At 36.1% G+C, this 241-nt stretch carries 1 protein-coding gene; it reads right to left on the bottom strand.

Annotation, left to right across the window (positions count from 1 at the left end; all coding sequences use genetic code 11):
- Positions 1-241, bottom strand: a 241-nt coding sequence (locus AOA60_RS33655) for a hypothetical protein (protein WP_218240971.1), incomplete at both ends; no start/stop codon positions are given.

Genomic DNA, 241 nt, shown 5'->3' with positions numbered 1-241 from the left:
TATAAACAATGCCCCGGAAAGTACTCTGCCCATGACCACCGTTGAAAAACTGGAGGCGTAAATTTGCTTCTATTTGCACTGCCACTCAACAAAACAAAAAGTCTCTTCTCTTGTGATGGTTTATATAAGAAGTCGTATTCAAATCCCTCATATTTATAAGTGTAAAGTCCCTCTTGAAGAGCCTTTGGGATAGTTGGCCATTCTAAATTAAACTTTTTTAATTCTTCAAGTGATGTTATAT

It is taken from the genome of Pseudomonas sp. 2822-17, assembly GCF_002742485.1.
Taxonomy (GTDB): Bacteria; Pseudomonadota; Gammaproteobacteria; order Pseudomonadales; family Pseudomonadaceae; genus Aquipseudomonas; species Aquipseudomonas cyclaminis.
Note: the sequence above shows the minus strand (reverse complement) of the source record. Positions and strands in the feature narration are given on the sequence as shown.